General features: G+C 68.8%; 26 protein-coding genes and 1 pseudogene. 23 read left to right on the top strand and 4 right to left on the bottom strand.

Going from position 1 to position 23,784, the window contains the following annotated elements; genetic code table 11:
• The first annotated feature begins 50 nt into the window (after positions 1-50).
• The 8 genes from ACW11F_RS04880 to truD all read left to right on the top strand — a co-directional run bounded on the left by ACW11F_RS04880 (position 51) and on the right by truD (position 7,051).
• Positions 51-305, top strand: a complete 255-nt coding sequence (locus tag ACW11F_RS04880) for a hypothetical protein (RefSeq protein WP_456995737.1) — start codon at positions 51-53, stop codon at positions 303-305.
• Between the two features lie 142 nt (positions 306-447).
• A complete protein-coding gene (locus ACW11F_RS04875) occupies positions 448-2,130 on the top strand; it encodes a CTP synthase (RefSeq protein WP_456995736.1) in 1,683 nt (560 codons plus the stop codon).
• Between the two features lie 25 nt (positions 2,131-2,155).
• A complete protein-coding gene (gene kdsA / locus ACW11F_RS04870; protein ID WP_456995735.1) occupies positions 2,156-2,989 on the top strand; it encodes a 3-deoxy-8-phosphooctulonate synthase in 834 nt (277 codons plus the stop codon).
• A gap of 113 nt (positions 2,990-3,102) precedes the next feature.
• Positions 3,103-4,434 (top strand): phosphopyruvate hydratase, encoded by a 1,332-nt coding sequence (eno, locus tag ACW11F_RS04865; RefSeq protein ID WP_456995734.1) that lies wholly within the window; start codon positions 3,103-3,105, stop codon positions 4,432-4,434.
• Between the two features lie 4 nt (positions 4,435-4,438).
• The gene (gene ftsB, locus ACW11F_RS04860) at positions 4,439-4,774 is read left to right on the top strand and encodes a cell division protein FtsB (protein ID WP_456995733.1); all 336 of its coding nucleotides are present in this window, start codon (positions 4,439-4,441) and stop codon (positions 4,772-4,774) included.
• A complete protein-coding gene (ispD, locus tag ACW11F_RS04855) occupies positions 4,771-5,466 on the top strand; it encodes a 2-C-methyl-D-erythritol 4-phosphate cytidylyltransferase (RefSeq protein WP_456995732.1) in 696 nt (231 codons plus the stop codon). The genes ftsB and ispD overlap by 4 nt, the downstream gene beginning before the upstream one ends.
• Positions 5,463-5,963 (top strand): 2-C-methyl-D-erythritol 2,4-cyclodiphosphate synthase, encoded by a 501-nt coding sequence (gene ispF, locus ACW11F_RS04850; RefSeq protein ID WP_456995731.1) that lies wholly within the window; start codon positions 5,463-5,465, stop codon positions 5,961-5,963. Before ispD ends, ispF begins: the two co-directional genes overlap by 4 nt.
• 74 nt (positions 5,964-6,037) lie before the next feature.
• Entirely contained in the window at positions 6,038-7,051 is a 1,014-nt protein-coding gene (gene truD, locus ACW11F_RS04845) for a tRNA pseudouridine(13) synthase TruD (RefSeq protein ID WP_456995888.1), read from the top strand.
• Positions 7,052-7,089: 38 nt separating this feature from the next.
• Here truD and ACW11F_RS04840 read toward each other — a convergent pair whose 3' ends face one another.
• Positions 7,090-7,638, bottom strand: coding sequence for a Smr/MutS family protein (locus tag ACW11F_RS04840; RefSeq protein ID WP_456995730.1), 549 nt, complete (start codon positions 7,636-7,638; stop codon positions 7,090-7,092).
• 59 nt (positions 7,639-7,697) lie between these two features.
• Between ACW11F_RS04840 and surE the strand changes: the two genes are divergently transcribed.
• The 5 genes from surE to ACW11F_RS04815 all read left to right on the top strand — a co-directional run bounded on the left by surE (position 7,698) and on the right by ACW11F_RS04815 (position 10,907).
• On the top strand, positions 7,698-8,465 hold the full coding sequence (surE, locus tag ACW11F_RS04835) for a 5'/3'-nucleotidase SurE (RefSeq protein WP_456995729.1): 768 nt from the start codon (positions 7,698-7,700) through the stop codon (positions 8,463-8,465).
• A complete protein-coding gene (locus ACW11F_RS04830; protein WP_456995887.1) occupies positions 8,465-9,133 on the top strand; it encodes a protein-L-isoaspartate(D-aspartate) O-methyltransferase in 669 nt (222 codons plus the stop codon). Before surE ends, ACW11F_RS04830 begins: the two co-directional genes overlap by 1 nt.
• 7 nt (positions 9,134-9,140) lie before the next feature.
• Positions 9,141-9,728 carry a YqaA family protein gene (locus ACW11F_RS04825; RefSeq protein WP_456995728.1) on the top strand — a complete coding sequence of 196 codons (588 nt, stop codon included), beginning with the start codon at positions 9,141-9,143 and terminating at the stop codon, positions 9,726-9,728.
• A 58-nt stretch (positions 9,729-9,786) separates the two neighbouring features.
• Positions 9,787-10,548, top strand: a complete 762-nt coding sequence (locus ACW11F_RS04820) for a peptidoglycan DD-metalloendopeptidase family protein (protein WP_456995727.1) — start codon at positions 9,787-9,789, stop codon at positions 10,546-10,548.
• 65 nt (positions 10,549-10,613) lie between these two features.
• Positions 10,614-10,907, top strand: a complete 294-nt coding sequence (locus ACW11F_RS04815; RefSeq protein WP_456995726.1) for a hypothetical protein — start codon at positions 10,614-10,616, stop codon at positions 10,905-10,907.
• A 29-nt stretch (positions 10,908-10,936) separates the two neighbouring features.
• Here ACW11F_RS04815 and ACW11F_RS04810 read toward each other — a convergent pair whose 3' ends face one another.
• Together ACW11F_RS04810 and yhbY are read right to left on the bottom strand one after the other, a co-directional pair.
• Entirely contained in the window at positions 10,937-11,317 is a 381-nt protein-coding gene (locus tag ACW11F_RS04810; RefSeq protein WP_456995725.1) for an Mth938-like domain-containing protein, read from the bottom strand.
• A 5-nt stretch (positions 11,318-11,322) separates the two neighbouring features.
• Positions 11,323-11,631, bottom strand: coding sequence for a ribosome assembly RNA-binding protein YhbY (gene yhbY / locus ACW11F_RS04805; protein WP_456995724.1), 309 nt, complete (start codon positions 11,629-11,631; stop codon positions 11,323-11,325).
• Positions 11,632-11,708: 77 nt separating this feature from the next.
• Here yhbY and rlmE point away from each other — a divergent pair, with 77 nt between their 5' ends.
• The 10 genes and pseudogenes from rlmE (at position 11,709) to ACW11F_RS04755 (ending at position 23,126) form a co-directional block, all read left to right on the top strand.
• Positions 11,709-12,338: a 23S rRNA (uridine(2552)-2'-O)-methyltransferase RlmE gene (gene rlmE / locus ACW11F_RS04800; RefSeq protein ID WP_456995723.1), complete on the top strand. Its 630-nt coding sequence runs from the start codon at positions 11,709-11,711 to the stop codon at positions 12,336-12,338.
• A gap of 27 nt (positions 12,339-12,365) precedes the next feature.
• Positions 12,366-14,201, top strand: a pseudogene (gene ftsH, locus ACW11F_RS04795) (ATP-dependent zinc metalloprotease FtsH); the annotation flags it as partial.
• Between the two features lie 222 nt (positions 14,202-14,423).
• Complete coding sequence (gene folP / locus ACW11F_RS04790) at positions 14,424-15,323, top strand: dihydropteroate synthase (protein ID WP_456995722.1); 900 nt, start codon at positions 14,424-14,426, stop codon at positions 15,321-15,323.
• 60 nt (positions 15,324-15,383) lie between these two features.
• Positions 15,384-16,874, top strand: a complete 1,491-nt coding sequence (gene putP / locus ACW11F_RS04785; protein ID WP_456995721.1) for a sodium/proline symporter PutP — start codon at positions 15,384-15,386, stop codon at positions 16,872-16,874.
• Between the two features lie 2 nt (positions 16,875-16,876).
• Entirely contained in the window at positions 16,877-17,827 is a 951-nt protein-coding gene (gene miaA, locus ACW11F_RS04780) for a tRNA (adenosine(37)-N6)-dimethylallyltransferase MiaA (protein ID WP_456995720.1), read from the top strand.
• Positions 17,828-17,951: 124 nt separating this feature from the next.
• Positions 17,952-18,233: an RNA chaperone Hfq gene (gene hfq / locus ACW11F_RS04775; RefSeq protein ID WP_456995719.1), complete on the top strand. Its 282-nt coding sequence runs from the start codon at positions 17,952-17,954 to the stop codon at positions 18,231-18,233.
• A gap of 59 nt (positions 18,234-18,292) precedes the next feature.
• Positions 18,293-19,594 (top strand): ribosome rescue GTPase HflX, encoded by a 1,302-nt coding sequence (hflX, locus tag ACW11F_RS04770; RefSeq protein WP_456995885.1) that lies wholly within the window; start codon positions 18,293-18,295, stop codon positions 19,592-19,594.
• A gap of 107 nt (positions 19,595-19,701) precedes the next feature.
• Positions 19,702-20,790 carry an FtsH protease activity modulator HflK gene (gene hflK / locus ACW11F_RS04765; RefSeq protein WP_456995718.1) on the top strand — a complete coding sequence of 363 codons (1,089 nt, stop codon included), beginning with the start codon at positions 19,702-19,704 and terminating at the stop codon, positions 20,788-20,790.
• Between the two features lie 12 nt (positions 20,791-20,802).
• A complete protein-coding gene (gene hflC / locus ACW11F_RS04760; protein WP_456995717.1) occupies positions 20,803-21,669 on the top strand; it encodes a protease modulator HflC in 867 nt (288 codons plus the stop codon).
• A gap of 155 nt (positions 21,670-21,824) precedes the next feature.
• Complete coding sequence (locus ACW11F_RS04755; protein WP_456995716.1) at positions 21,825-23,126, top strand: adenylosuccinate synthase; 1,302 nt, start codon at positions 21,825-21,827, stop codon at positions 23,124-23,126.
• 39 nt (positions 23,127-23,165) lie between these two features.
• Here the strand turns inward: ACW11F_RS04755 and ACW11F_RS04750 are convergent, their stop codons facing one another.
• Positions 23,166-23,771: a class I SAM-dependent DNA methyltransferase gene (locus ACW11F_RS04750; RefSeq protein ID WP_456995715.1), complete on the bottom strand. Its 606-nt coding sequence runs from the start codon at positions 23,769-23,771 to the stop codon at positions 23,166-23,168.
• Positions 23,772-23,784 lie beyond the last annotated feature (13 nt).

The following is a 23,784-nucleotide window of genomic DNA, read 5'->3' as shown; positions in this document are numbered from 1 at the left end:
AGGCTGCGCGGGAATCCGAATCCCGAATCCGGGAAACCGAGGAGGCCGTGATGAAAACCCGTACCCTGCTTCTTGCCGCCGGCAGCGCCGTGATCGCGCTTGGCGCGGGTCTGGCCATCGCGCGGCAGGACAAGCCCGCGGAGCCGCCCAAGCGCACGCAGGACACGCGGACCGAGCGCAGCGACACTGCCAGGAGCGCCGAACAGAAGCGCAAGGACGAGGCCGAGGCGCGCAAGCGCCGCGCCGAACGCCATGCCGGACGCGACGCCAACCAGCCCGAGAAGGAAGAGGAAGAGCCGCGCTGAAGCCGCCATGGCTTGGTCGATGGCAGGCCCCGCCCCGGCGGGGCCTTTGTTTTGCATGCGTGCGGCGACGTGGTCGGTGCGGAGCCGGCCCGGCGCCGGGCGCATCCGGTAGAATGAGGGTTTCCAGCGCGATGCCAGCCCGATGAACACCGACACCGCCGTCCCGCCCATCATTTTCGTCACCGGGGGGGTGGTGTCCTCGCTCGGCAAGGGCATCACCGCCGCGTCTCTGGCCGCCATCCTCGAGGCGCGCGGCCTGAACGTGACGATGATGAAGCTCGACCCCTACATCAACGTCGACCCCGGCACCATGAGCCCGTTCCAGCACGGCGAGGTGTATGTCACCGACGATGGCGCCGAAACCGACCTCGATCTCGGCCATTACGAGCGCTTCGTCAACACCCGCCTCTCGGGCCGCAACTCGATCACCACCGGCAAGATCTACGACTCGGTGATCCGCAAGGAGCGCCGCGGCGAATACCTCGGTGGCACGGTGCAGGTGATCCCGCACATCACCGACGAGATCAAGCGCCGCATCGACGAGGCCACCGCCGGCTTCGACATCGCCCTGGTCGAGATCGGCGGCACCGTGGGCGACATCGAATCGCTGCCGTTCCTCGAGGCGATCCGCCAGATCCGCATCGAGCGCGGCCCCGGCCGCGCGATGTTCATGCATCTGGTGCTGGTGCCGTGGATCGCCGCCGCGGGCGAGCTCAAGACCAAGCCGACCCAGCATTCGGTCAAGGAGCTGCGCTCGATCGGCATCCAGCCGGACGTCCTCATCTGCCGCAGCGAACAGGCTTTGCCGGCGGGCGAGCGACGCAAGATCGCGCTGTTCACCAACGTGCCCGAGCGCGCGGTGATCAGCGCGATCGACCTCGACAACATCTACAAGATCCCGGCGTGGCTGCACCAGCAGGGCCTGGACCAGATCGTGGTCGAGCAGTTGCGTCTGGAAGGCAAGGCCAGCGCCGAGGCGGATCTGGCGGAATGGCAGGCGGTGGTCGATGCCACCGAGCATCCGCAGGACGAGGTCTGCATCGCCGTGGTCGGCAAGTACATCGACCACAAGGACGCCTACAAGTCGGTGGCCGAGGCGCTGCGCCATGGCGGCATCCACCAGCGTACCCGGGTCAACCTGAAATGGGTCGAATCCGAGGATCTCGAGCGTCTGGGCGCGGCCGAGGCACTGGCCGGGGTGGATGGCGTGCTGGTGCCGGGTGGGTTCGGTGATCGCGGTTTCGAAGGCAAGGTCGCCGCCGCGCGCCATGCGCGTGAGGCCGGCATCCCCTATTTCGGTATCTGCTACGGCATGCAGGCGGCGATCGTCGATGCCGCGCGCCACGCCGCGGGGCTGGAGGGCGCCAACAGCACCGAGAACGATCGTGATTGCGCGCACCCGGTGATCGGCCTGATCACCGAATGGCGCACCTCGACGGGCGAGGTCGAACGGCGCAGCGAGGACAGCGACCTCGGCGGCAGCATGCGCCTGGGTTTGCAGTCGCAGCGCATCAAGCCCGATACCCTGGCGCACCGCCTGTACGGCCAGGACGTGGTCAGCGAGCGGCATCGCCATCGCTACGAATTCAACAACCATTACCGCAGCCGGCTGGAAGACGCCGGGCTGGTGATCTCCGCCAAGTCGATGGACGACACCCTGGTGGAAATGATCGAGTGGCCGAACCACCCGTGGTTCCTGGCCTGCCAGGCGCATCCGGAGTTCCTCTCCACCCCGCGCAAGGGCCATCCGCTGTTCATCGGCTTCATCCGCGCCGCGCGCGAATGCAAGGCCGGCGGCAAGCTGCTGCAGCAGGTGGTGGCATGAAGCGCAGCCCATCGGGAGGCAAGGCATGAACCTGTGTGGCTTCGAGATCGGCCTGGACAAGCCGCTGTTCCTGATCGCCGGCCCCTGCGTGGTCGAATCCGAACAGTTGCAGCTGGACACCGCCGGTACGCTGAAGGAAATCACCGACGCGCTGGGCATCCCGTTCATCTTCAAGTCCAGCTTCGACAAGGCCAACCGCACCTCGATCGGCTCCTTCCGCGGCCCGGGCATGGAGGAAGGCCTGCGCGTGCTGGCCGAGGTCAAGCGCCAGATCGGCGTGCCGGTGCTCACCGACGTGCACGAATACACGCCGATGGACGAAGTTGCCAGCGTGGTCGACGTGCTGCAGACACCGGCCTTCCTGGTGCGGCAGACCGACTTCATCACCCGCGTGTGCAGCGCCGGCAAGCCGGTCAACATCAAGAAGGGCCAGTTCCTCTCGCCCTGGGACATGCAGCCGGTGGTGGAGAAGGCCCGTTCCACCGGCAACCAGCAGATCATGGTCTGCGAGCGCGGCGCCAGCTTCGGCTACAACAACCTGGTCAGCGACATGCGCTCGCTGGCGGTGATGCGCAACACCGGCTGCCCGGTGGTGTTCGATGCCACCCACTCGGTACAGCTGCCGGGTGGGCAGGGCAGCGCCAGCGGCGGCCAGCGCGAGTTCGTGCCGGTACTGGCGCGCGCCGCGGTGGCGGTCGGCGTCAGCGGCGTGTTCATGGAAACCCACCCGGATCCGTCCAAGGCATTGTCGGACGGGCCCAACGCCTGGCCGCTGCCGAAGATGCGCGCCCTGCTGGAAACGCTGAAGGAACTGGATGCCGTGGCCAAGCGTGGCGGCTTCCTGGAACAGGACATGTAACTGCAGTGCCTCCAGCACGTGCTGGAGCGTGTTTGACCCTGCCCGCGCACGCCGGCCCGCACGGCCCAGCGATGCCGGCAGGATTCGGATTGGAATGAACTGACGAGAGCCTCATGACCGCAATCACCCGTATCCACGCCCGCGAAATCCTCGACTCCCGCGGCAACCCCACGCTCGAAGCCGAGGTGACCCTGGCCGATGGCAGCTTCGGCCGCGCGATGGTGCCGTCCGGCGCCTCCACCGGCACCAAGGAAGCGGTGGAGCTGCGCGATGGCGACAAGACCCGCTACCTCGGCAAGGGCGTGGGCAAGGCGGTCGAGAACGTCAACGCCACCATCGCCGATGCGCTCAAGGGCATGGATGCGTTCGACCAGCGTGGCGTGGACGCGCGCCTGATCGACCTCGACGGCACCGAGAACAAGGGCCGGCTGGGCGCCAATGCGCTGCTGGGCGTGTCGATGGCGCTGGCGCATGCCGCGGCCGCCTCGCGCCGCGAGCCGCTGTGGCAATACCTGGCGGGCATCAACGCGCCGTTCCTCGCCGAAGCGCACGGCGGGCAGGCGCGGCAGGGCGCGGTCGCGCTGCCGGTGCCGATGATGAACATCATCAATGGCGGTGCGCATGCCGACAACAACGTGGACCTGCAGGAATTCATGATCCTGCCGGTCGGCTTCGAGCGTTTTTCCGAAGCGCTGCGTGCCGGCACCGAGGTGTTCCATGCGCTGAAGTCGGTGCTCAAGGGGCGCGGCCTGTCCACCGCGGTGGGTGACGAGGGCGGCTTCGCACCGGACCTGCGCAGCAATGCCGAGGCGCTCGACACGATCATGGAAGCGATCGGCAAGGCCGGCTACAAGGCGGGCGAGGACATCCTGCTCGGCCTGGACGTGGCCTCCAGCGAGTTCCACGACAACGGCAAGTACAACCTGACCGGCGAAGGCAAGCGCTTGGGCAGCGACCAGTTCGTCGATTTCCTCGCCGGCTGGTGCGATGAGTACCCGATCGTCAGCATCGAAGACGGCATGGGCGAGCACGACTGGGATGGCTGGAAGCAGATGACCGCGAAGCTCGGCCAGCGCGTGCAACTGGTCGGCGACGACCTGTTCGTGACCAATCCGCGCATCTTCCGCCAGGGCATCGACGAGCACGTCGCCAACGCGATCCTGATCAAGGTCAACCAGATCGGCACCCTGTCCGAAACGCTGGAGGCGATCGCGATGGCCGATACCGCCGGCTACGCCGCGGTGGTCTCGCACCGCTCCGGCGAAACCGAGGACACCACCATCGCCGACATCGCCGTCGCCACCACCGCGACGCAGATCAAGACCGGCTCGCTGTGCCGCTCCGACCGCGTCGCCAAGTACAACCAGTTGCTGCGCATCGAGGAACAGCTGGGCAACGCGGCGCGTTACGCCGGCCGCGACGCTTTCGTCTCGATCAAGCGCTGAGCCGATGCGCCGCGGCGGTCCGCTGCTGCTGTTGCTGCTCCTGCTGGGCCTGCTCGCCTGGTTGCAGTACCGGTTGTGGTTCGGCGTCGGCGGCGAGTACGAAGTGCGCATGCTGCGTGCGCAGATCGAACGGCAGAAGGCGGAAAACGAAGCGCTGCAGCGACGCAACGATGCGTTGGCCGCGGAAGTGCGCGATCTCAAGGATCCATCCTCCGGTGGCGCCGCGATCGAGGAACGTGCGCGCGACGAGTTCGGTCTGATCCGCCCCGGCGAAACCTTCTACCGCGTGGTCGACGAGGCGGCGCGCAAGCCGGCGCAGGACAGCGGGGACTCACCGTGAGCCGCATGCACTGGTGCGTGATCGCCGCCGCCGGGCGCGGTGCGCGCTTCGGTGGCGAAGTGCCCAAGCAGCACCTCGAGCTGCACGGCCGCAGCCTGCTGGCGCACACCTTGCAGGCGATGCTGGGCCATCCGCGCATCGCCGGCGCGGTGGTCGCGCTGGCCGCGGATGATCGCCAGTGGCCGCATGGTGTCGAACGCCTGCACGGCAAACCGCTGCTCGGCTGCAGCGGTGGTGCCAGCCGCGCCGCGTCGGTGGCCAATGCGCTCGCCGTGCTGCCGCCGCAGGTGGCGGACGCGGACATGGTGCTGGTGCATGATGCGGCACGCCCGAACATCGCCCATGCCGACCTTGACGCGCTGTTCGCCGCGCTCGATGCCGGTGCCGAGGGTGCGATCCTCGCCGCGCCGCTGCGCGACACGCTCAAGCGCGCCGATGCCGCCGGCTGCATCGAGGCGACGCTGCCGCGCGAGGCGCTGTGGCGCGCGCTGACCCCGCAGGCGTTTCCGCGCGCGGCGCTGGCCGCGGCACTGGCCGATGCCGCCGCGCACGGCGTCGAGGTCACCGACGAAGCGATGGCGATGGAGCGGGTCGGCGCACGGGTGCAGCTGGTCGAAGGCCGCGAGGACAATCTCAAGATCACCACGCCGACGGATCTTGCCCACCTCCGATACCTGTGGTCGACACGATGAACCCGACACCTCCCAATCCGCCATTTCGCATCGGCCAGGGCTTCGACGTGCATGCCTTCGGCGCGGGCGATCATCTGATGATCGCCGGCATCCGCGTGCCGCACACGCGCGGCGTGATCGCGCACAGCGATGGCGACGTCGCCCTGCATGCGCTGTGCGACGCCATGCTTGGCGCATTGGCGCTGGGCGACATCGGCCGTCATTTCCCGCCCAGCGAGGCGCGCTGGAAGGATGCGGCCAGCATCGATTTCCTGCGCCATTGCCTTGGTCTTGCCAGCGAGCGCGGCTGGCGCGTGGGCAATTGCGACATCACCGTGATCTGCGAGACGCCGAAGATCGGTCCGCATGCACAGGCGATGCGTGAACTGCTGGCGGCGGAATTGCGCATGCCGCTGGATGCGGTCAGTCTCAAGGCCACCACCAGCGAGCGCCTGGGCTTCACCGGGCGCGGCGAGGGGATCGCCGCGCAGGCGGTGTGCCTGCTGGTGGCGCAGTGAGCGCCGCCGACAACGACGCGACCGATCCCGCCATCGAAAACGACGCGGCGCCGTGTGCGGAAGCCTGGGCCGACCTGCCGCGCGCGCATGGCGCGGGCGTTATGCGTGCGCGCATGCGCGCGCAGATGGAGGACTTTCACGTCGAGGAAATCGACGCCTTCGCGCCGTCCGGCAGCGGCGAGCATCTGTTGCTCACGGTGGAGAAGCGCGGCATGACCACCGCCTTCGCCGCGCGCGGCATCGCACGCTGGGCGGGCGTGGCGGAATCGGCGATCGGCCATGCCGGGCTCAAGGATCGGCATGCGGTGACTCGCCAGCGCTTCAGCGTGTGGTTGCCGAAGAAGCGGGCACCCGACCTCGCCACCTTCGACCAGGACGGACTGCGCGTGCTGGAGGCCCATTGGCACAGCCGCAAGTTGCCGCGCGGAGCGTTGGCCGGCAATCGTTTCGCGCTGCGCCTGCGCGCGGTGTCTGGCGATGTCGGAGCGATCGAAGACCGCTTGCGGCAGATCGCGGCGCAGGGCGTGCCCAATTATTTCGGCGAGCAGCGCTTCGGGCGCCATGGCGACAACGTGCAGCAGGCACTCGCGATGTTCGCCGGCCGCCGCGTGCGCCGCGAGGAGCGTTCGCTGCTGCTCTCCGCCGCGCGTTCGGCGCTGTTCAATGCCGTTCTCGGCGAGCGCGTGCGTCGTGGCGACTGGGATTCGGGGCTCGAAGGCGACGTGTTCATGCTCGATGGCCGGCACAGCATCTTCGGCCCGGAGCCCTTGGACGAAGCCGTGCGTGCGCGTCTGGCGAACGGGGACATCCATGCCACCGGGCCGCTGTGGGGGCGCGGCGAGCTGCGCAGCACGGGCGTGGTACAGGCCCTTGAGCAGGGCATCGCCGCGCGGCATGCGCCGCTGTGTGCCGGACTGGAAGCGGCCGGCATGCGTCAGGAGCGTCGCAGCCTGCGCCTGTGGCCACGCCATGTGCACTGGCATTGGCCGCAGCCGGATGTGCTGGAACTGGGCTTCGAGCTGCCCGCGGGGAGCTACGCCACCAGCGTGCTGCACGCATTGGGCGAGGTCGTCGACGCGCAACGCTGAAGCCCCGTCAGGCGCACGGGGCCTTGTCCACGCATGACTCAGCGCCGGGTGTCGAGCAGTACCAGCACCGCGCCGGTGCCGCCTTGCGCCGCGGGTGCGGAATGGAAGGCGAGCACGTCGCGCCGTTGGCGCAGCACGCGATCGACCAGGTTCTTCAGCACCGGCACGCCGTCGGCCGAGAAGCGCCCCTTGCCGTGGATGATGCGCACGCAGGCGGTGCCTTGCTCGCGTGCCTCGCGCAGGAACTCGCGCAGCCAGCGTTCGGCGCTGCGCGCATCGGCGCCATGCAGGTCGAGCTCGTCGCCGGCGGCGAATTCGCCGCGCGCCAGGCGCTTGAGCACGGGGGGCGGCACGTCGTCACGGCGGTGGCGCAGGGCATCGCCCGCGCCCAGCAGTTGCGCATCCAGTGCCAGGCGGAACTCCTCGCGCACCAGGGCATCGTCGCGCTCGGCCATCGCCGCGCGCGGCTTCGGCCTCGGACGCTGCGGCGGTGGCGCGCGGGCGGGCAACTCGCGCACCGGGCCGATCGCTTCGCGGAACAGGGCGGCGTCGTCATCCGGCTGCGGACGGGGCGGTTTGCGGCTCATGCCGCCACTTTAGCGCCAGCCGGCTCCGGTATCATGAGCGCTTCGAAACGAGGGAATCCATGCGCATTCTGGTGAGCAACGACGACGGGGTGGATGCCCCGGGCATCCACGTGTTGGCCGATGGCCTGCGCCAGGCCGGACACCATGTCACGGTGGTCGCGCCGGACCGTGACCGCAGCGGCGCCAGCAATTCGCTCACCCTCGATTTGCCGATCCAGGCGGTGCAGGTGGATGAGCACACCTGGCGCGTGCACGGCACGCCCACCGATTGCGTGCACCTGGCGCTGACCGGCATGTTCAACGGCCAGCCCGAGCCCGACATCGTGGTTTCCGGCATCAACAACGCGGCCAACCTCGGTGATGACGTGATCTATTCGGGCACCGTCTCGGCGGCGATGGAAGGGCGCTTCCTCGGCTTGCCGGCGGTGGCGGTGTCGCTGGTCACCCGCGATCACCAGCCACGGCATTTCGATACCGCCGCGCGCGCCGCGGTGCAGATCGTGGATCGCCTCGGCCGCGAGCCGCTGCCGGCCGACACCATCCTCAATGTCAACGTGCCGGACTGCGCCTGGGAGGAAGTGACCGGTTTCGAGGCCACGCGCCTGGGCAACCGTCATCGCGCCGAAGGCTGCGTGCCGGCGCCCGACCCGCGTGGCCGCGCCTTCTTCTGGATCGGGCCGGCCGGGCCGGAGCAGGATGCGGGCCCGGGGACCGATTTCCATGCCGTGCGCCGGCGCGCGATCTCGGTCACCCCGATCAAGGTGGATCTGACCCGCTACCAGGCGCTGGAACAGGTGGCGAGCTGGGTGCAGGGCTTCGCGCTGTGATGATTTCCCGCATGCGCCTGGATCCGGATGCGCTGGGCCTAGGGATGACCAGCCAGCGCGTGCGCGACCGCCTGATCGAGCGTCTTCGCGAGCAGGGCATCAGCGACGAACGCGTGCTGACCGCGATCCGCGCCCTGCCGCGGCATCTGTTCGTCGACGAGGCGCTGGCTGCACGCGCCTACGAGGACACCGCGCTGCCGATCGGCCACGGGCAGACCATCTCGCAGCCGTGGGTGGTGGCACGGATGACCGAGGCGGTGCTGGAAACCGCGCCGAGCACGGTGCTGGAGATTGGTACCGGTTCCGGCTACCAGGCCGCGTTGCTGGCCGCGCTGGGGCTGCAGGTGTTCACCGTCGAGCGCATCGGCGACCTGCTGCGCGGGGCGCGCAAGCGCTTCCGCCGGCTCGGCATGGAAATCCGCAGCCGGCATGATGATGGCCGTGTCGGCTGGCCCGAGGAAGCACCGTTCGACGCGATCCTGGTCACTGCCGGCGCCGCCGCGCTCGAACCAGCCCTGCTCGACCAGCTTGCGCCCGGCGGCACCCTGGTCGCGCCGGTTGCCGGCGAACTGCTGCGCCTGCGCAAGGACGCCGCAGGCAACATCGAGCAGAACTCCCTGGCACCGGTCGCCTTCGTGCCGTTGCTGCCCGGCATCATCGACGGCTGAGCGCACGATGAAACTCTTCGGTCCGATCTACGAATTCTGCCTGCGCCTGGCGCGCCATCGCCGCGCGCCGCTGTGGCTGACCCTGCTCAGTGGCGCCGAGTCGGTGATCTTCCCGGTGCCGCCGGACGTGATGCTGGCGCCCATGGCGATGGCGCAACCGCGCAAATGGTGGCGCTTCGCCCTGCTGTGCACCCTGGGCGGCGTGCTCGGCGGCCTGCTTGGCTATGCCCTCGGCCATTTCGCTCTCGACGCGATCTGGCCGTGGATGCTGAAGATGGGCTGGGATGAACCGTTCCACCGGATCCAGGCGCTGTTCCAGCGCTACGGGTTCTGGTTCGTGTTCGTGGCCGCGTTCACGCCGATTCCGTACAAGGTGTTCACCATCGCCTCGGGTGCGACCGGTGTGGGCGTCATTCCGTTCCTGCTCGGCTCGCTGATCGGGCGCGGTGCGCGCTTCTTCCTCGTCGCCGGGCTGGTGGCCTGGGGTGGGGAACGGCTGGAGGGCGCGATCCGTCGCTACGTCGAATGGCTCGGTTGGGCGGTGGCCGTGGTGGTCGCGGTGGCGATCGCCTGGCTGCAACTGCGTGGCGCTTGATGCGACGTTGCGGATGGCTCGGTTAAGGTATGCAAAAAGCACAAGGATCCGGTCGCAGATGAATCGCCGCAACGGCTTGCTTACGCCCGTCATCATCGCCTTCGCCGCTTGCGCACTGGCTGCCTGCAGCTCCAGCGTGGTGCGCACCAGTGGCGCTGGCGGTACCGCACCCGCCAGCAAGCCGGCACCGCGCGTGTCGCAGCCCAAGTACGGCGCGAGCTACGTGGTGCAGCGCGGCGACACGGTGTATCGCATCGCCACCAACAACGGCATCACGCCGCTGGATCTGGCGCTGTGGAACAACATCTCGCCGCCGTACACCATCTACCCGGGGCAACGCCTGCGCCTGTATCCGGGCGGCCGCACGGCCGCCGCCACGACACCCTCGCGGCCCGCGACCAGCACCCCCGCGCCGCGCCCGAGCACGCCGGCTCCGGCGCCCGCCTCGCGCCTGAGCTGGCGCTGGCCGGCCGATGGCGCGATCCTCTCGACCTACCTCGCCGGTGATTCCACCCGTCAAGGCATCGACATCGCCGGCAACGGCGGCGAGCCGGTGCGTGCCGCCGCCGACGGCACCGTGGTCTATTCCGGGTCCGGCCTGGTCGGCTATGGCGAACTCATCATCATCAAGCACGACGAGCAATGGCTCTCCGCCTATGGCCACAACCGCCGCCGACTGGTCAGCGAAGGCGCGGTGGTCAAGGCCGGCCAGCAGATCGGCGAACTCGGCAGCACCGGCGCACCGCGCAACATGCTGCACTTCGAGATCCGCCTCAACGGCAAGCCGGTCGATCCGCAGCTGTATCTGCCCAGGCGCTGATTGCCGCCGAGGTACTCCGGCCACATCAGTGTTCGGATCGGGCCAGGGTTTTCGCGGGAGGTGCCATGGCGTTCAATGAAGAACAACGCGAGGCGGCGATGCAGGCCATGCGCCTCCAGCAGCAGGCCGAGCGGGAGCGGATTGATCGCGCGAATGCGTGGAAGCGCGGCCCGTCACGTGGCCAGTCAACGGCGTACCGACGCGGCTTTGCACTGGGCTTCATTGCCTGCGCAGTGGTTTCAGCACTGCTCGCGCGTCACTACGCCCTCTCCAGCTTCATGCTTGCCGTGGTGATGCCATCGGCACTGGCAGGCGGTGCCTTGGCTGGCTGGCTGGCCGAGAGGCGGCGCAGGGTCTGACGGCTTGATCGAAGTGCCGCGGGCCGCGCTCAGGGCGTGCCACCGAGCAGGAAACCGGCTGCAACCTTGCGCCCTTCGCCGGCGAGCACATTGAAGGTGCGTGCGGCCGAGGCATTGGTCATGCATTCGATGCCGATGCCGCGGCCGAGGCAGGCGGCGATCACCTCGGAGGCGGGGAAGGCCTGCACTGCGCCGACGCCGAGCAGGATCACGTCCGGCTGCAGCGCGAGCAGCGGTTCGATTGCCGCGGCGTCCAGCTCGGCCAGTCGGCGTGGCGGCCAATCCTCGATCAGGCGCTCGGGGGTGAGGATGAAGCTCGACTCCAGCCGGGTGTCGTTGACCAGCGCCCAGTCGCCATCGGCGCCGCGCAGGACGAAGTCGAAATCCGGCAGTTCCTGCACCAGTTGCATGCCGCTCAGGCCCGGGGCAGCACGATGCGCCGCTTGTCACGCGAAGGGCGGAAGAACACCGCGACATGGCCGATGCGCTGCACCAGCGCGGCACTGCTGCGCTCGCCGAGGGCAGCGATCAGCGCATCGCGCGCGGCGCGGTCTTCGGCGGCGATGCGCACCTTGACCAGTTCATGATCCTCGAGCAGCTGCTCGAACTCGGCCAGCAGCCCGTCACCGAGCCCCTTGCCACCCACCTGCAGCAATGGCTTGAGCTCGTGCGCCTGGCCGCGCAGGAATCGGGACTGGGCGGTGGTCAGGGCGATGGCGCTCATGGATGGGGGCGGGAAAGCGTGCGGACAGGGGCGCAGGGTATCATGCAGGCCCGCCCGATCCTGCGCATCGCGCCCGCATGGCCCGCAGCAAATCCAGCCAGCGCTGGCTCAAGGAGCACTTTTCCGACCCTTACGTCAAGAAGGCGCAGGCAGCCGGGCTGCGCTCGCGCGCGGTGTTCAAGCTGGAGGAAATCCTCGAACGCGACCGCCTGCTCAAGCCGGGCATGGTGGTGGTCGATCTCGGCGCCGCGCCGGGCGGCTGGTCGCAATGGGTGCGCGAGCGCCTCGGCGACAGCGGCCGGGTCATCGCCAACGACATCCTGGAGATGCCGCCGCTGGCCGGCGTGGAGTTCCTTCATGGGGATTTCAGGGAAGATGACGTCTTATCGGAGCTGAAAACCATGCTGGATGGCGACGAGGTCGACCTTGTCTTGTCCGACATGGCCCCCAATATGAGTGGTGTGGATGCGGTCGACCAGGCCCGCGCGATGTACCTGTCCGAGTTGGCGATGGAATTCGCCGACGAGCACCTGCGGACCGGCGGCGCGTTCCTGATCAAGCTGTTCCAGGGCGTGGGCTTCGATGACTATGTCCGTGAACTGCGCCGCCGCTATGCCAAGCTGGCGATCCGCAAGCCCGCGGCATCGCGCCCGCGTTCCAACGAGGTCTATGCGCTGGCCCAGGGCAAGCTGGCGCGGATGAAGTGACGTGTTGACCGATTGCCCGGAGATCCCATGAAAGACCTGATGAAGAACATGCTGCTCTGGGTCACTGTCGCCATCGTGCTGATGATGGTGTTCCAGAGTTTCAGCCCGCGCCCCGAAGGCCAGGCCGCCGGCGGCAGCGTGCTGTATTCGGAATTCGTCCAGGCCGTGCGCGAGGATCGCATCCGCAAGGTGGACATCGGCGAGGATGGCCGCAGCATCCGCTTCGAGCGCAAGGACAATACCCGCGGCAGCACCATCGCCCCGCGCGATGACCGGCTGATGGACGACCTGATCAACCACAAGGTCGAAATCCGCCAGGAGCCGGCTTCGTCCGGACGCGGCATCCTGCTCAGCCTGCTGCTGAACCTGCTGCCGATCGCGCTGATCATCGGCTTCTGGTTCTTCATGATGCGGCAGATGCAGCAGGGCGGCAGCAAGGGTGCGATGTCGTTCGGCAAATCGCGGGCCAAGCTGCTCTCCGACGATCAGGTGAAGGTGACGTTCGCCGATGTCGCCGGCTGCGACGAGGCCAAGGAGGAAGTCTCCGAACTGGTCGAGTTCCTGCGCGATCCTTCGCGCTTCCAGCGCCTGGGCGGCAAGATCCCGCGCGGCGTGCTGATGGTCGGCCCGCCGGGTACCGGCAAGACGCTGCTGGCCAAGGCGATTGCCGGCGAGGCCAAGGTGCCGTTCTTCTCGATCTCCGGCTCAGATTTCGTCGAAATGTTCGTCGGCGTCGGTGCCAGCCGCGTGCGCGACATGTTCGAGCAGGCCAAGAAGCAGGCGCCGTGCATCATCTTCATCGACGAGATCGACGCGGTCGGCCGCCATCGCGGCGCCGGCCTTGGCGGCGGTCATGACGAGCGCGAGCAGACCCTGAACCAGTTGCTGGTGGAAATGGACGGCTTCGAGGGTGGCGAGGGCGTGATCGTGATCGCCGCCACCAACCGCCCCGACGTGCTCGACCCGGCATTGCTGCGCCCGGGCCGCTTCGACCGCCAGGTGGTGGTGGGTCTGCCCGACGTCAAGGGCCGCGCGGAAATCCTGCGCGTGCACATGCGCAAGGTGCCGCTGGCCGATGACGTCGAGCCGATGATCGTGGCCCGTGGCACGCCCGGCTTCTCCGGCGCGGACCTTGCCAATCTGGTCAACGAGGCCGCGCTGTTCGCCGCGCGCGACAATGCCAAGTCGGTGCGCATGGATCATTTCGACCGCGCCCGCGACAAGATCCTGATGGGCGCCGAGCGCCGCTCGCTGGCGATGAGCGAGGAGGAAAAGACCCTCACCGCCTACCACGAGGCGGGGCATGCCATCGTCGGGCGCATGGTTCCCGAGCATGACCCGGTGTACAAGGTCACCATCATTCCGCGCGGTCGCGCGCTCGGCGTCACCATGTACCTGCCCGAGGGCGACAAGTATTCGCTGAACAAGGTGGCGATCGAATCGCAACTTGCCTCGCTGTACGGCGGCCGCGTGGCCGAGGAACTGATCTTCGGCGCCGACAAGGTCACCACCGGGGCCTCCAACGACATCGAGCGCGCGACCAAGATGGCGCGCAACATGGTCACCAAGTGGGGCCTGTCCGACGAGCTGGGGCCGATCACCTATGCCGAGGACGAGGAAGAAGTGTTCCTCGGCCGCTCGGTGTCGCAGACCAAGCATGTTTCGGACGAAACCGCGCGCAAGATCGACGTGGTGGTGCGCGGCATCCTCGACCGCGCCTACGCACGCAGCACGCAGATCCTGACCGAGCATCTGGACAAGCTGCACGCGATGGCCAAGCTGCTGCTGAAGTACGAGACCATCGACGGTCCGCAGATCGACGCGATCATGGAAGGCCGCGACCCGCCGCCGCCGGCGGGCTGGTCGCCGGGTGGCCCGGCCACCGAGGAGCCGAAGACGATCAACCTCGGCGGCGTCGAAGCGCCGAGCACCTGAGTCACCACGCCCCGCCGGCCTGCGGCGGGGCGTTTTCATCGACACGCCCCGCGATGTCGCCGGGCGTGCAGGCTGCGCGCCTGCATCCGCACGGGCACTTCGCCGGGCGAAGGCGGGTATCGTGACCGCTCCCCCGATGGTGACGTGCCGATGTTCGATACCACTCCGCAGATCGATTGCGCCGGGCGCATGCTGGCGCTGGACCGGTGCCGGGTGATGGGCATCGTCAACGTGACCCCGGATTCGTTCTCCGACGGTGGCGTGCACGATTCGTTGCAGGCAGCGCTCGAGCATGCCCTGAGGCTGGTGGAAGAGGGCGCCGACATCCTCGACATCGGCGGCGAATCGACGCGCCCCGGTGCCGGCGAGGTGCCGCTGGAGGAGGAGCTGGGGCGGGTGATCCCGTTGATCGAAGCACTGGCGCCGCAAGTGTCGGTGCCGATCAGCATCGACACGTCCAAGCCCGAGGTGATGCGCGCCGCGGTCGTCGCCGGCGCGGGCATGATCAACGACGTGTACGCCCTGCGCCGCGAAGGCGCGTTGCAGGCTGCCGCGGAACTGGGCGTGCCGGTGGTGCTGATGCACATGCTGGGCGAGCCGCGCAGCATGCAGGACGATCCGCGCTACGACGACGTGCTGGCCGAGGTGCATCGCTTCCTCGCCGAGCGCATCTTTGCCTGCGAAATGGCCGGCATCGAGCGACGTCGGATCATCGTCGATCCGGGCTTCGGCTTCGGCAAGACCGCGGCACACAACCTGCAACTGCTGGCCGGCCTCTCGCGCCTGGGTGAACTTGGCGTGCCGCTGCTGGCCGGGCTGTCGCGCAAGAAGACCCTGGGCGAACTCACCGGCCGCACGCGGCCTGCCGAGCGCGTGCATGCCTCGGTGGCCGCGCATCTGATCGCCGCCCAACGCGGCGCACGCATCGTGCGCGTGCACGATGTCGCCGTCACCGTGGATGCGCTCAAGGTGTGGCAGGCCGTGCAGGCAGTGCCCGCGCCGAGGGCAGCGGCGAGCGCCGGCATCGAGTGGCCCGTGGATGAGGACTGAGCCGCGCGGCCTGCGCGACGGCTTGGGTACACTCGCCGGACTGTCCTGCCGGAATCGACGATGAGCGCCAGCCCGCAACTGCTGATCACCTTCGGCCTGTACCTGCTGGCGATGATCGGCATCGGCCTGTTCGCCTGGTGGCGCACGCGCAATTTCGACGACTACATCCTTGGCGGACGCTCGCTGGGCAGCTACGTGACGGCGATGGCTGCCGGCGCTTCGGACATGAGCGGCTGGCTGCTGATGGGCCTGCCCGGGGCGATCTTCCTGAGCGGCCTGTCCGAAGCGTGGATCGCGGTCGGCCTGCTGATCGGTGCCTGGCTGAACTGGCGCTTCGTTGCCGGGCCGCTGCGCCTGTACACCGAGCGCAGTGCCGATGCCCTGACCCTGCCGGACTACTTCACCACCCGCTTCGGCGAGGGCGGCAAGCTGCTGCGGGTGATCGCCGCGCTGGTGATCCTGGTGTTCTTCGCGGTGTACGCCGCCAGCGGCATCGTCGCCGGTGCGCGGCTGTTCGAAAGCGTGTTCGGCCTGCCGTATGCACAGGCGCTGTGGTGGGGCGCGGCGGCGACCATAGCCTACACCTTCATCGGCGGCTTCCTCGCGGTGAGCTGGACCGACACGGTGCAGGCGACGTTGATGATCTTTGCCCTGATCCTGACCCCGGTGGTGGTGATGCTGGCCTTGGGCGGGCCGCAAGCGAGCCTGGCGCTGGTCGCGGCCAGCGATCCGCACAAGCTGTCCTGGGTCGGCAGTGGCGGCATGATCGCGGTGATCTCGGCGCTGGCCTGGGGCCTGGGCTATTTCGGTCAGCCGCACATCCTCGCCCGCTTCATGGCCGCCGACAGCGTGCGCACCATTCCGCGCGCGCGCCGCATCGGCATGACCTGGATGCTGCTGTGCCTGACCGGCGCGGTCGGCGTGGGCCTGTTCGGCGCGGCCTGGTTCCAGGCCCATCCGGAACTGGCGGCGGCGGTCCAGGCCAACCCCGAGCGCGTGTTCATCCAGCTGGCCGAATTGCTGTTCAACCCGTGGATCGCCGGCGTGCTGCTGTCGGCAATCCTCGCCGCGGTGATGAGCACGCTGTCGGCGCAGTTGCTGGTCTGCTCCAGCGCCTTGACCGAGGACTTCTATCGCGGTTTCGTGCGCCCGCGCGCCGGCGAGCGCGAGCTGGTCTGGGTCGGGCGGCTGATGGTGGCGCTGGTGGCACTGGTGGCGATCTTCATCGCGCGTGATCCCGAAAGCCGGGTGCTGGGTCTGGTCAGCTATGCCTGGGCCGGGTTCGGTGCGGCATTCGGCCCGGTGGTGCTGCTGTCGTTGTTCTGGCGGCGGATGAATGGCTGGGGCGCGCTGGCCGGCATCCTCGCCGGTGCGGCCACGGTGATCGCATGGAAGGAGCTGGCCGGCAGCGGGTTGTACGAGATCGTGCCCGGTTTCATCGCCGGCACCGTCGCCGCCATCGCGGTCAGCCTGGCCACGCGCGCGCCCTCGGCCGAGGTCGAGGCGGTCCACCAGGCGGTGCATGCGGAGCTGCGCCAGAGCGGATACTGAACATGCGTGCCGAGGCCCGCCCGCCGGCGATCGCGCTGATGGGCCCGACCGCTTCGGGCAAAACCGCATGGGCGCTGGAACTGGCCGAGCGCCTGCATGGCGAAATCATCAGCGTGGACTCCGCGTTGATCTACAAGCGGCTGGACATCGGTGCGGCCAAGCCCGATGCCGCCGAGCGCGCACGCGCACCGCACCACCTGATCGACCTGCGCGAGCCGTGGCAGACCTATTCCGCCGTCGAGTTCGCCGCGGACGCACGGCGCGCGATCGACGGCATCCTTGCCCGCAGTCGCGTGCCGATCCTGGCTGGCGGCACCGGCCTCTATTTCCACGCCCTGCTGCACGGCCTTGCGCCGATGCCCGAGGCCGATCCCGTGCTGCGTGCGGCGTTGGCCGAGCGTGCCGCGCGCGAGGGCTGGCCGGCGCTGCACGCGGAACTGGCGCGGGTCGATCCCGAGGCGGCGGCACGCATCCATGCCACCGATCCGCAGCGCATCCAGCGTGCGCTGGAGGTCTGGCATGTCAGCGGCAAGCCGATCTCGCATTGGCAGCGCCAAGGTGCCGGGCGCGTGCGCTTGCCGGTGCGTGTGCTCAAGCTGGTGCTGGCACCGGCCCGGCGCGAGGACTTGCACGAGCGCATCGAGCGGCGTTTCGATGCCATGCTCGCCGCGGGCTTCCTTGACGAAGTGCGCGCGCTGCGTGCGTTGCCGCAGTTGCGCGGGCATCCGGCCCCGCTGGACTTGCCGGCGCTGCGCGCGGTCGGCTATCGCCAGGCGTGGCAGCACCTGGATGGCGATTGCGATGCCGCGCAGTTCCGCGCGCGCGCGATCGCCGCGACGCGGCAGCTGGCCAAGCGCCAGCTGACCTGGCTGCGCGGGCGGCATGATGCGCTGTGGTTCGACCCCGCCACGCAGGCCGATGCGCTGCGCGCAGCGGTCGCGCGCTTCATCTGAGCACCATTCGCGCGGAAGCGGCTGCGCGAGGGGTGCCGGCGCGTGTAAACTGACAGGTCCGGCCGGGGTGCCGGTGTGCAAGCCTTCAGAACAACAACAAACAAGAAGAATAGGGGAGTGTGACGTGTCCAAAGCCCAAACCTTGCAGGATCCTTTCCTCAATGCGCTGCGCCGCGAGCGGGTGCCGGTGTCGATCTACCTGGTCAACGGCATCAAGCTGCAGGGCACCATCGAATCCTTCGACCAGTTCGTGGTCCTGCTGCGCAATACCGTGAGCCAGATGGTGTACAAGCACGCCATTTCCACCGTGGTGCCGGCGCGCAACGTGCGCGTGGGGCCGGGTGGGCCGCATCTGCAGGCGCGCGAGGGCGAGAGTGCCGAAAGCGCGGAGCCGGCGGAAGCTTGATCGCGCACGCCACCGGGCCCGTCATCGATCGCCGCGGCGTGGGGCGCTGAGCGGTGGAGCTGTTCGATCGTTCCAAACGCGGTGAAAACGCATTGCTGATCCAGCCCCATGCCGGCGGTGGCGCCGACGAGGAGGCGATGGCGGAGTTCACCGAGCTGGCGCGCTCGGCGGGTGCGCGCGTGTTGCACCTGGCCACCGCGCGCATCGACCGGCCCAATCCGGCGACCCTGATCGGCAGCGGCAAGCTGGAGGAAATCAAGGCCACCGCCGATGCATTGGAGGCGGACCTGGTGCTGGTCAACCATGCCCTGTCCCCGGTGCAGGAGCGCAACCTGGAGAAGGTGCTGGAGCGGCGCGTGGTCGATCGCACCGGCCTGATCCTCGACATTTTCGCCCAGCGTGCGCAGTCGCATGAGGGCAAGCTGCAGGTCGAACTGGCGCAACTGCGCCACCTGGCCACCCGCCTGGTGCGCGGATGGACCCACCTGGAGCGCCAGCGCGGCGGTGCCATCGGCCTGCGCGGGCCGGGTGAAACCCAGCTCGAAACCGACCGCCGCCTGCTGCAGAAGCGGGTCGAGCAATTGCAGAAACGGCTGGACAAGGTGGAAGTGCAGCGCGGGCAGATGCGCCGTGCGCGGGTGCGCAGCGACCTGCCGCGGGTGGCCCTGGTCGGTTATACCAATGCCGGCAAGTCCACCCTGTTCAATGCCCTGACCGGGGCCGGCGCCTATGCCGCCGACCAGCTGTTCGCCACCCTCGACCCGACCGTGCGCCGGATCGACGTGCCGGGCGGGCATGCGCTGCTGGCCGATACCGTCGGATTCGTGCGCGACCTGCCGCATGAACTGGTTGCCGCGTTCCGCTCCACCCTGTCCGAGGCGCGCGAGGCCGACCTGCTGCTGCATGTGGTCGATGCCGCCGACGGCCTGCGCGAGGAGCGCATCGGCCAGGTCGACGAGGTGCTGGAGGCGGTGGGCGCGGGCGACCTGCCGCAGGTGCTGGTGTACAACAAGATCGATCGACTGGAGGGCGCGCTGCCGCGTTTCGAACGTGGCGAGGACACGCGGCCACGGGCCTGGGTGTCGGCGCGCGACGGCCTGGGCATCGACATCCTGCGCGAGGGCCTGGCCCAGGTGCTCGGCATGCAGCGCATGCTCGCCAGCATCCGCCTGCCGAGCACCGCCGCGCGCCTGCGTTCGCGGCTGCATGAACTCGGCGCGATTCGCGCCGAAGCGCATGACGAGGACGGCTGGCGGCTGGACATCGACCTGCCCGAATCCGACCTGCGGCGCCTGCTCAACGAGCCCGGTGCCGAAGCCCTGCGCGAACTCTTGCCCGCGGCGGAAAACGACCCCATGTAAGGGATTCGTCCGCCAGCGGCGGCGCCGAGCGCAACGCGCGATGGCGGCGAGCGGCTAGAATCCCCGATCCCATCCCATGCCGCGCAAGCGGCCCAGACGGAGCAGGCATGGCCTGGAACAAACCCGGCAACGGCAATCACGAACCCCCGACCCCGCGTGGCCGCGGCCCGCGTGGCGGTGGCCCACTGGACGGCGTGCTGGAGCAGATGCGTGGCCTGTTCGATGGCGGCAACCCGCTGCGCTGGATCCCGCTGGCGATCGCGCTGTGGCTGGCGTATTCGAGCTTCGTGCTGGTCGGCGAACAGCAGCGCGGCGTGGTCCTGCGCTTGGGCCAGTTCGCGCGGGTGATGCAGCCGGGCCCGAACTTCAAGTTGCCGTGGCCGGTGGAGACGGTGACCAAGATCGATGCCACCACGGTGCAGTCCTATACCAATACCGTGCCGGTGCTGACCCGCGACGAAAACATCGTCAACGTGTCCTTCAACGTGCAGTACCGGGTCGGCGACCCGCGCCTGTACCTGTACGGCACCCAAGGCGCGCGCGAGATGCTGGAGCAGATCGCGATCAGCACCGTGCGCGAGCAGATCGGCCGTGCCAACCTGGACACCGCGCTGAACGCGCGTGGCCCGCTCTCCAGCGCCGCGCAGAATGCGTTGCAGGCCTCGCTCGATGCCTACCGCACGGGCCTCGTGGTGACCGAGGTCAACCTGCAGGACGCGCGTCCGCCGGAGGAGGTCAAGCCGGCCTTCGACGAGGTCAACAGCGCGCAGCAGATGAACGAGCGGCTGATCAACGAAGCGCGCGCCTACGCGGCCAAGATCGTGCCCGAGGCGCGAGGCGAGGCCGCGCGCATCCTGGCCGGCGCCGAAGGCCACAAGACCGCGGCGATCGCGCGCGCCACCGGTGACGCCGAGCGCTTCAACCTGCTGGTTGGTGCCTACCAGTCGGCACCGGAAGTCACCCGCAAGCGGCTGTGGCTGGAGACGCTGGAGCAGGTGCTGGGCGAGAACCGCAAGGTGGTCGGCGGCGACGGCCGCCAGCTGATCTACGTGCCGATGAGCGGGCAGGGCACCGCCGCCGCGGGTCCCTCGGCGCAGTTGCCGCTGGCGCCGCCGCAGGTGGTGGCACCGGAGGCCGACATCCCCGCCGCGAACGATGCCCGCGCGCCACGCCCTGGCCGCGAACCCCGGCAATAAGGAGCCGCGCCGATGAATCGACTGACCCTCATCCTGCCCGTGATCGTCGTCGCCCTGCTGCTGGCGATGGGCTCGTTCTACATCGTGCGCGAAGGCCATACCGGGGTGGTGTTCAACCTCGGCCGCGTGGCCCGCGCCGACATCACCCCCGGCCTGCACTTCAAGATCCCGCTGATCGAGCGCGTGGTGATCTTCGATCGCCGGCTGAAGGCCAACGTGTTCTCGCCCGAGCGTTCGCTGACCTCCGAGCGCAAGGACGTCAGCGTCGACTTCGTCGCCATCGGCTACGTCAGCGATTCGGCCGCGTTCTACCGCGCCACGCTGGGCGATCCCAGCCGCGCCAGCGAGCGCCTGGAGCCGATCATCAAGAACTCGCTGCGCAACGAGATCAACTCGCGCACCCTGACCCAGCTGGTGTCCGGCGCGCGCGCCGAGCTGAGCGAAAAGCAGTTGCCGGCGATCAATGCCGCGGCCAACACGTTGGGCATGCACATCGTCGACATCCGCCTCAAGCAGATCGACCTGCCCACCGACAGCGACGTGATCGGCCAAGTTTACGAGCGCATGCGCGCCGAGCGCCGCCAGGTGGCCAGCCGCCTGCGCGCCGAGGGCGAGGAGCAGGCGCGTGCGATCCGCGGTGACGCCGAGCGCCAGCAGACGGTGCTGCTGGCCGAGGCCGAACGCGATGCGCAGAAGCTGCGTGGTGAGGGCGATGCCGAGGCGACGCGGCTGTATGCGCAGGCGGCCAGCCGCGATCCGGCGTTCTTCGCCTTCCAGCGCAGCCTGGAGGCCTATCGCAGCTCGTTCAAGGACGGCGATGCGGTGATCGTGCTGGAGCGCAACGACCCGTTCCTGCAATACATGCGCAACGACCGCTGATGCGCGTGGCGTGCTGGCATTCGATGGCCGGCACCGGTATCATTTCGAAAAGCCGGCAGGGGCCCACCCCGCCGGCTTTTTCCGCGTCTGGACCGGTGCGCGTGCCCCATTTCCGGCTGCCGCGGGCGGCGTGAACGAAGTCAACGGAGAAGGTCATGGGTCAGTCGGTGGTGGTGTTGGGCGCCCAGTGGGGCGATGAGGGCAAGGGCAAGATCGTCGATCTGCTGACCCAGGACATCGGCGCGGTGGTGCGCTTCCAGGGCGGCCACAATGCCGGCCACACGCTGGTCATCGGCGGCCACAAGACCGTGCTGCACCTGATCCCGTCCGGCATCCTGCGCGAGGACGCGCTGTGCCTGATCGGCAATGGCGTGGTGCTGCATCCGGGCGCACTGCAGAAGGAGATCGCCGAACTGGAAGCCAACGGCGTGGAGGTGCGCTCGCGGCTGAAGATCAGCCCGGCGACGCCGCTGATCATGCCGTACCACATCGCCCTCGACCAGGCGCGCGAGAAGGCCGCCGGCGGCAAGGCGATCGGCACCACCGGGCGCGGCATCGGCCCGGCCTACGAGGACAAGGTGGCGCGCCGCGGCATCCGCATCGCCGACCTGCATTACCCGGACGAGCTGGCCGACAAGCTGCGCAGCGCGCTGGATTACCACAACTTCGTGCTGACCAAGTACCTGGGCGTGGAGGCGGTGGACTTCCAGCAGACGCTGGATGAGGCGCTGGCCTTCGGCGAATACGTCGAGCCGATGAAGGCGGATGTCGCCGGCATCCTGCACGAGCTGCGCCGGCAGGGCAAACGCGTGCTGTTCGAGGGCGCGCAGGGCTCGCTGCTGGACATCGACCACGGCACCTACCCTTACGTCACCTCGTCCAACACCACGGTCGGCGGCGCCTATGCCGGCACCGGCGTGGGTGCGGACGCGATCGACTACGTGCTCGGCATCGCCAAGGCCTATGCCACGCGCGTGGGCAGTGGTCCGTTCCCCACCGAACTGCACGACGACATCGGCCAGGGCCTGCGTGACCGCGGCCAGGAATACGGTGCCACCACCGGTCGCCCGCGGCGCTGCGGCTGGATGGACATCGTCGCGCTCAAGCGCGCGGTGGCGATCAACGGCATCACCGGGCTGTGCATCACCAAGCTGGACGTGCTCGACGGCATGGACACGCTGAAGATGTGCATCGCCTACGAGTACCGCGGCAAGCGCACCGAATATTCGCCGCTGGATGCCACCGGCTGGGAGGAATGCACCCCGGTGTACCTCGAGTTCCCGGGCTGGAAGGAATCGACCGCCGGCATCACCGAGTGGGACAAGCTGCCGCCGGCGGCGCGTGCCTATCTGCGCGCGCTGGAGGAGCTTGCCGGCTGCCGCTTGGCGATCGTGTCGACCGGCCCCGACCGCGACGACAACATCGTGCTGCACGAGCCGTTCGACAGCACCCCCTGAACCCGCCCGGGGCGCGCATGGCGCCTGCGCCCCGTCGCTTCAGCCGCCAACTTCCAGCGCCGCGGCGTGTGCGGCCAGCACCGGCGACAGCCAGCCATGCGAGCCGATCTGCACGAAGCCGGCGCGCCTGAAGCGTTGCCGGTACCAGCGTGCCGGCCGCGCATGGAAGCCGTCCTCGTCGCCGATCGCCTGGTCTTCGGCGCAGAAGGTTTCCAGCCACGCCACGCCCGCGCACAGTTCGGCAAGGCCGGGCAGGCCGCGGCGGATCTCGCCATCATCGAGGTAATGCAGCACATCGCTGCAGATCAGCAGGTCGACCGGCGGACACGGGCGCAGGTACTCGAAATCCGCGAAGCGGGCGAAATGCAGACCGCGGCTGCGGCCATAACGCCGCACCGCGTACTCGCTGCTGTCGAAGCCGAGATAGTGCGCCTTCGGCCGCAGCTTGCGCAGCGGTGCGCGCCACGCGCCCTCGCCGCAACCGATGTCGAGCACGCTGCGCAGCGGGCGCTCGAGGTGGTATTCGGCCATCGCCACCGCCAGCGCGACCTTGCGCCCCAGGCGGCGCGCATCGTGCAGGCCTTCGCGCCGGTACCAGCGGTCGAAATATTCGCGGTCATAGGTCTTTGCATCCATGCATGGCATCCTAGCGGGATTG

Source organism: Luteimonas sp. e5, assembly GCF_054031035.1.
The sequence above is the reverse complement of the archived record's forward strand: the minus strand, read 5'-3'. Positions and strand labels throughout refer to the sequence as shown.